This is a genomic window from Leucothrix pacifica (assembly GCF_003172875.1).
GTDB lineage: Bacteria > Pseudomonadota > Gammaproteobacteria > Thiotrichales > Thiotrichaceae > Leucothrix > Leucothrix pacifica.
On the sequence record NZ_QGKM01000005.1, the window covers coordinates 272809 to 280292 of the forward strand.

Annotated in this window: 4 protein-coding genes; 2 read left to right on the forward strand and 2 right to left on the reverse strand. The window is 46.1% G+C overall.

Features of this window, described 5'->3' with window-relative positions:
• Window positions 1-41 precede the first annotated feature (41 nt).
• Window positions 42-2465, reverse strand: a complete 2424-nt coding sequence (locus DKW60_RS03725) for a DOMON domain-containing protein (RefSeq protein WP_109836314.1) — start codon at window positions 2463-2465, stop codon at window positions 42-44.
• A gap of 91 nt (window positions 2466-2556) precedes the next feature.
• Window positions 2557-3627: a quinolinate synthase NadA gene (gene nadA / locus DKW60_RS03730; protein WP_109836315.1), complete on the reverse strand. Its 1071-nt coding sequence runs from the start codon at window positions 3625-3627 to the stop codon at window positions 2557-2559.
• Between the two features lie 45 nt (window positions 3628-3672).
• On the opposite strand from nadA, the gene polA reads away from it, so the two are divergent.
• Both polA and DKW60_RS03740 read left to right on the forward strand, forming a co-directional pair.
• Window positions 3673-6435: a DNA polymerase I gene (gene polA / locus DKW60_RS03735; protein WP_109836331.1), complete on the forward strand. Its 2763-nt coding sequence runs from the start codon at window positions 3673-3675 to the stop codon at window positions 6433-6435.
• Between the two features lie 59 nt (window positions 6436-6494).
• The gene (locus DKW60_RS03740; protein ID WP_109836316.1) at window positions 6495-7421 is read left to right on the forward strand and encodes a DUF6414 family protein; all 927 of its coding nucleotides are present in this window, start codon (window positions 6495-6497) and stop codon (window positions 7419-7421) included.
• Window positions 7422-7484 lie beyond the last annotated feature (63 nt).

Consider the following 7484-nt stretch of genomic DNA (forward strand, 5'->3'; position numbering starts at 1 on the left):
TTACCCGATGAGTGCCCCCAACCACTCACCGGATTCTCTACTTACTCCTCAACGAGCATTACCTGAGGCACTTTATTGACAATTTTCTGTTCCTTGTGTCCAACCTTACTCGCCTTACTTAGCGCGGCAGTCACCAATTTGCGGTCACCGGCTTTTTCTTTCACACGCTCAGCCCAGAAAAGCTCCTGCTTAGAGTCATCGTCATCCACATCATAAATGGCAATATCAAAACCGATGGACTCGCCAGCTTCTGGTGGGGACTCCGCCAGTTTTTTCCAAGGCAATACCGAGGTAATGCGGTAGCCATGCTCAGTCTCAGTAAACAACGTGTTACTTCGGCTACCCTCGCCGTACATAATCTTCAAACGATTGCGTAAATTCCCAACCTGCACCAGTAACTCAACACCGTCGCCCTTTTCAACTTTTCGGTCGTTGACCGCAATGCTGAGATACAGGTTCTTATCATCCCAGTTTGCTTGCCACTTCGCGCCCACTTCGGAAGGCTTGGAAGGGTCACTATTTGGCAGATAAACCGGCCAAAAATCACTTAGCGTCCAAATTTCATCCGGTGATGTCAGCTTCTTAAGTGACACCCCTTTACGTGCTGTTGCGGTATTCATCTCATCAACTTCAGAATCAGGCGATTTAATCCCGGCCTTTTCTTCCATATAACTCAAGATTGCATCGTATTTTGGTGCTTCAGAACGTGACTGAGAAATATATTCTTTGATTCCCCAGCTGCCGTACCAGCTGTAAATACGTGGTGCACTAAACTGCACAAACATCTTACCGCCCGCTCTTTCCCACTCTTTGAGGTACTTTTTGTATAACTCACCCATACGGCGATCACGATTAGCCGCGTATAGAAGCTCGTTGTTACCATCATCCGCTTTGCGGGTATTCCAATCAACCAAATGCTGACCACCTTCGTAGGCAATCAAATCAAGGCCAAATACCTCAGCAACTTTTGCTTGCTGCTTCATTTGACGCACACTCGCTGCAAAACCTTTCTTGGAACGCTTGTTATTGATTGCTTTAAAAATATCGTCAACGTTCTTGGCGCGCTGAATCTCTTTTATCGTCGCACCAAAATACGGTGCAATCGCCAATGCATCGGTTTTTTTGTAAGCATCACGGTAGTTCAGAATCGCATTCGACATTCTCGGATTACTGGTCCATGCGCCCATCACCCGCACTAAACGGTCAGTGCCACCAAAGACTTCTTCCCAGATATCAAACACCTGCACACTGCGGTAAGAATGGAATTTCTCACGGGCGCGATTTTTGTTTTTATCCAGCTTTAGCTTAAGACCCTGATTAATCGCATAATCATGATGTACAAAGATTGGATTCCATATTTCATTAGAATATTCAATATAAGCCTTCAGACCCGGCTTTAATTGCTTACTAACCAGCTCTGCAAACTTACGCACATAGTCATCATTTGCCTGATACGGCATGGAGAACCACGCATCAGCATTCACCCGATTAGCGATATCCACCATGATCTCAGCGGGAGCACCACGTGAATAAGTACCCTCACGGCCACCCCATGTTGCCTCTTCCATGTTGTGACGATCTTCCCACTTCTGCACAGGGTTACGCGTCATTCCGCTCATATTCATAAAGCGGATCACCTGAAAGTCTTTGATAAAGTTCAGATAGTCAGGATTGTAGCGAAGCGTCTCGTGGTGAACTGCAAATGACTGATAACGACCGGGTTCACACTCCGTCTCATCATCAACCCGGAGATAAGGATTACCCTCACAAATCCCACCCGGCAACAACACACGGATATTGCTGATGTAATCTTCAGGGTCTGTCTCTTTGATCGCCAATGACGCATTCAAAATACCATCGTCACCCGCTTTGATTTCGATGATGTCCATACCTTCACGGTGCGCCACCAGCGAGGCATCATTACCGTAGTGAATTGTACCTTTGCCATCATACAGCACGGTATAGAAACCATCAGGTACCGTATTAGCCGGAAGACGATTGAGGAATTTTGTTAGTGCCTGACCACCTTTGAGGTCAGTCGGCCAGCCATTTTTATCGTAAACCACATCCTTACCACTACCCCACGGTGAGGTCTCAGAAAAGGGAATGGATGATTTGAACAGATTGATAAACTGAACCGCAGAAGTGTCTTCCTTAATGTCGGCAGTATTAATACCCATGATACTGCTGGCGCGTCTAAAGCCTGTTGTGTCGCCCACATTTGCCCCTTCCTGACTCGCCGCAGAGCTGATCAGAGTGGACTGCACCTGCTCAGTATTACCTTGACCGGTGGGAACATCCTGGGCGGAAGATCGCGTGATCTGGACAGACGTCATATTGCCAGAGTGTGCTTGCTCAACGTTCAGGGCTGCTCCGTTATTCGTAAACAAATAATAAGAAAGTGCGGCAAAGCCGACCATCCCAAACAAGGAGAAATACAAAAGAAGTTCTTTGAACAAACGCATGACGAATTATTCCATTAATTTTGCAAGCAGCCTGAATCCATCAGACTGCTATCGCACTGTTTATTTTTGACCGCCGAAAAGAGTTTGTGAATTAACTCAGCTTTCCGGCAGCTCTGTCGCGAGCAAAGTCCAGCATGCGTTGTGTGGAGCGCAATGCTTTGACACGAACTTCCTCATCGACATGAATTTCATTATTACCATTTTCTAGTACAGACAGTAAGTTATCCAGCCCGTTCATCGCCATCCACGGACAGTGCGCACAGCTTTTACACGTTGCGCCTGCACCTTGGGTCGGCGCTTCAATAAACTCCTTATCCGGCGCTGCTTTTTTCATCTTGTAGAAGATGCCTTTGTCCGTCGCCACGATAAATTGCTTATTGGGTAAATCTTTTGCAGCCTGAATAATTTGTGTCGTAGAGCCCACCGCATCGGCCAATTCGATCACTTCTGTCGGTGACTCTGGATGTACTAGTACCGCCGCATCCGGATATTGTTCAATTAACTCACCCAATGCGCGGGATTTAAATTCATCATGAACAATACACGCCCCCTGCCAACGCACCATTTCTACCTGCGTTGCCCGTTGAATGTACGTGCCTAAGTGACGATCCGGTGCCCACAGAATCTTTTTGCCCTTATCGCCTAACCAAGAGACCAGATCCAGAGCTATACCAGAGGTCACCACATAATCAGCACGCGCTTTAACCGCCGCGCTGGTGTTGGCATACACCACCACGGTGTGATCAGGGTGCTCATCGCAAAAAGCATTGAAGTCATCAATCGGACAACTCAGATCCAATGAGCATTCGGCTTCCAGCGTTGGCATCAGCACGCGCTTTTCTGGCGTCAGAATCTTTGCGGTTTCACCCATGAAGCGTACACCGGCAACCACCAATGTCTTAGCAGGATGTTCATTACCAAACCGAGCCATATCCAATGAATCAGATACATAGCCACCGGTTTCTTCGGCTAACTCCTGCAAGTCTGCACCCACATAATAATGAGCAACCAGCACGGCATCCTGCTCTTTCAACAGTTTTTTGATCTTCGCTTTCACATCCGCTTTCTGCTCCGGCGAATACACCGGACGCAGCGATTCAATCTTCGCTGTTGCCGGATAAATAATCTCAGGTAGAACAGGGGCTGTTACTTGGGTGGACATCGCTTATACTCACTTAATTATTTCCGAACATCATACCAACAAACCATGTCAGATAAAAATTCACGCAAGCCGCTCGTTCTCGTTGATGGTTCATCCTATCTGTTCCGTGCATTCTTCGGATTACCGAATACACTCACCAGTCCGGATGGCCGACAAACCAACGCGATTCACGGCGTACTCAATATGTTGGACAGTTTGCGCAAAACCTATGATCCAGAACATATGGCCGTTGTGTTCGATGCCAAGGGCAAGACCTTTAGAAATGACCTGTATCCTGACTACAAAGCCACTCGCCCGCCGATGCCGGAAGAGCTGCGCTACCAAATAGAGCCACTGCACGAGATTATTCTGGCGCAAGGCTACCCCATGTTGGTGATTCCGGATGTCGAGGCGGATGACGTCATCGGCACACTATCTGTCGGTTATGATGGAGACGTTATCATTTCCACCGGCGACAAAGACATGGCGCAACTGGTGAATGAGCGTGTTAGCCTGATTAACACGATGTCGAACAGCTTTCACGACGTGCAAGGCGTTATCGACAAATATGGCGTGCGCCCCGATCAGATCAAAGATTACCTGACGCTGATGGGTGATAAAGTCGATAATATTCCCGGTGTGGATAAAGTTGGCCCGAAGACAGCAGTAAAGTGGTTAAACGAGTACGGCAGCCTCGACAATATCATCGCTAATGCCGATAAATTCAAAGGCAAAGTTGGTGAATATTTGCGTGAAGCCGTCCCTCGCCTGCCCCTGTCTTATGAGCTGGTCACCATCAAGTGCGATCTTGATTTAAATTGCTCCGGCGAATCTTTAAGTTTTAGCAAAGAAAACACCGAACGCCTCGCTGAGCTATATACCGAATTAGGTCTACGCACGCGACTGGCACGCCTGCAAGAAGGCAATCCCGATATTATCACTACATTGGATGAGCCTGCTCCCTCAGAGGGTGGCGTCCCTGTTGTGGAAGAGATTGATGAGGTCGATTACCAATGTATTCTCACTGAGGAACAGCTGGATGAGTGGATTGAAAAAATCAGCACCGCAAAACTGGTGTCATTCGACAGTGAAACTACCAGCCTGAATTACATGGATGCACGCGTGGTGGGTCTGTGTTTCTCAGTAAAACCCGGTGAAGCAGCTTACTTACCTTTGGGTCATGACTATATCGATGTGCCGCAGCAATTGGATTTTGATGCAACACTAGCGCGCCTGAAACCGTTACTGGAAGATCCAACCGTCCTTAAAGTCGGTCAAAATCTAAAATATGACCGCTCTGTGCTGCTAAATCACGATATCGAGCTAAAAGGCATTATTCACGACACCATGCTGGAATCCTATGTACTGGACTCCGTCGCCAATCGTCACGACATGGATACGCTGTGCTCCAAGCACCTGAATCATCAAACCATTAAGTTTGAAGACATCGCGGGCAAAGGCAAAAAACAGCTGACTTTTAACCAAATCACCATAGAAGAAGCCACGCCTTATGCGGCTGAAGATGCTGATGTGACGTTGCGTTTACACCGCTTCTTTGCGCCTCAAATCAAAGCGCTGAAAAACAACGATGCACCGAATCAGGAAAAGCTGTATCGCGAAATTGAAATGCCATTGCTAAAAGTGCTCTCTGACATCGAGCGTACCGGCGTTATGATTGATGCGGAAATGCTGGCCGAGCAAAGTAAAGAAATCACCGCGCGCATGGCTGAACTGGAAAACGAGATCTACACGCAAGCAGGTGAAGAATTCAATCTTGGGTCTCCCAAGCAAATTCAGGCGATATTCTTTGATGAGGAAAAACTTGGCTTGCCAGTGATTCGTAAAACACCCAAAGGCCAACCATCCACCGCAGAAGATGTGCTACAGGAACTGGCTGAGGAGCATGAAGTCCCTCGCCTGCTGCTGGAACATCGTGGCTTAAGCAAGTTGAAATCGACTTACACCGACAAACTGCCGTTGATGATTAATGATACCACTGGACGCGTTCATACCTCATATCAGCAGGCTGTTGCAGCGACAGGGCGTTTGTCTTCGACTGATCCTAACTTACAAAATATTCCGGTACGCAGTGGTGAAGGTCGTCGTATTCGTCAGGCTTTTGTCGCGCCAAAAGGTCGCAGCATTCTGGCTGCCGATTACTCGCAAATCGAACTGCGCATTATGGCGCATTTATCCGGTGATGAAGGGCTGCTCAGCGCCTTCTCAGCGGGTAAAGACATTCACAAAGCCACGGCTGCAGAGATTTTTGGTGTGCCATTGGAAGACGTTGTGACTGATCAGCGTCGTGCAGCAAAAGCGGTTAACTTCGGTTTGATCTACGGCATGTCAGCCTTTGGTTTGGCTAAACAACTGAATGTGGCACGTGGTGAAGCCCAAGAATACGTGAACCTGTATTTTGCCCGCTACCCTGGCGTGAAGGCGTATATGGAAGACACCCGCGAAAAGGCTAAAGAAATTGGCTATGTTGAGACTTTATTTGGTCGTCGCTTATACCTGCCGAATATCAATGCCAAAAATGCCATGCTGCGTAATTATGCCGAGCGTACCGCGATAAATGCACCGATGCAGGGAACGGCTGCGGATATCATTAAACTGGCAATGATTTCTGTGGCGGATTGGCTACGTGAAGGCACAACCAGCACGAAAATGATTATGCAGGTGCATGATGAATTGGTGTTTGAGGTGGCGGATGATGAACTTGATATGGTGCGTGAGATTATTACGGATCGTATGACTCAGGCAGCTAAGCTGGATGTGCCGTTGGTGGTGGATACTGGGGTTGGGATTAATTGGGATGAGGCGCATTAACCCCATTGTCAATCAGGATAGTTTGATCACCTTGATACAAGGTAAACTAAGAGGAAATTATGGACAAATTTTTAGAGCCTATCTTTTTAAATGAAAAAATGATGCTAAACACTGCGGCATATTTATTCAAAGGCATTACGCTAGAGGAAGAACTAACCACAGAAGGTTCATCCTCCAAAAAAGGCAAAGGCTCTTTAGGCTTTAAGTTTTTGCAAGAGCTCATATCACCACTGTCGGTTGAAGGTGAAATAAATAACTCAAACAAAGAGTCCATAAAATCTGCCAGAATCTATACCCTTGGCGGATTACATATGTCTGTAATTGACGAATTAAAAGCCCACGACCAACTAAATGAAGTAACTCTCACTCCACTTAATGTTCCTAAAGATACATTCGTCAATTTAGATGTTGTATTAAAACCTGTAGATTTTTACCAAATACTAGAAGTCATCAAGCTATTAAAACCACTAATTATTCAGTTCATGGAAGATTTCGGTCCTAGAATAAACTCGAACGTGTTCAATAAAAACACTACGAAAGAAATTCCGAAGTATGACAAGCTGATTGAAGCCTTAATTAAATCTCTAGAAGATGATTACTTGAATTCAAAACAACTAGAAATGTTGATGCTAAACCCAGATACAAATGAAGTTATCGGAATAGTAGATATTGATTTGACAGACACCTCTCCTCAAGAAATAAAAGCTAAATTGAATGATGGTCAATTTAACGTCATTGGTAAAGTGAGTCGACAAATAGATGCAGGAGAAAGCATAAGTATGGTTCAAAGGACTGTGCTGTCTAAAATAGTAGATCTTGTAGGTAAAGCAGTATCGCTCAACTCCAATCCAGATAAATTTATTTCCTATCAACAACAGCTTATTAGCATGCAGCCACACGTTGAAAAATTCATCAAGCTTAATCTTCCTGGCCCTGCAGTAAGAGTAGTTGCAATGTCTATTAATGCTCTGTACACGACAATTTAGAAATCCACGATTGAAAAACCATAGCCATTCGTTGATTTAGTAGGTTCCAACCAGTCAGGTGGG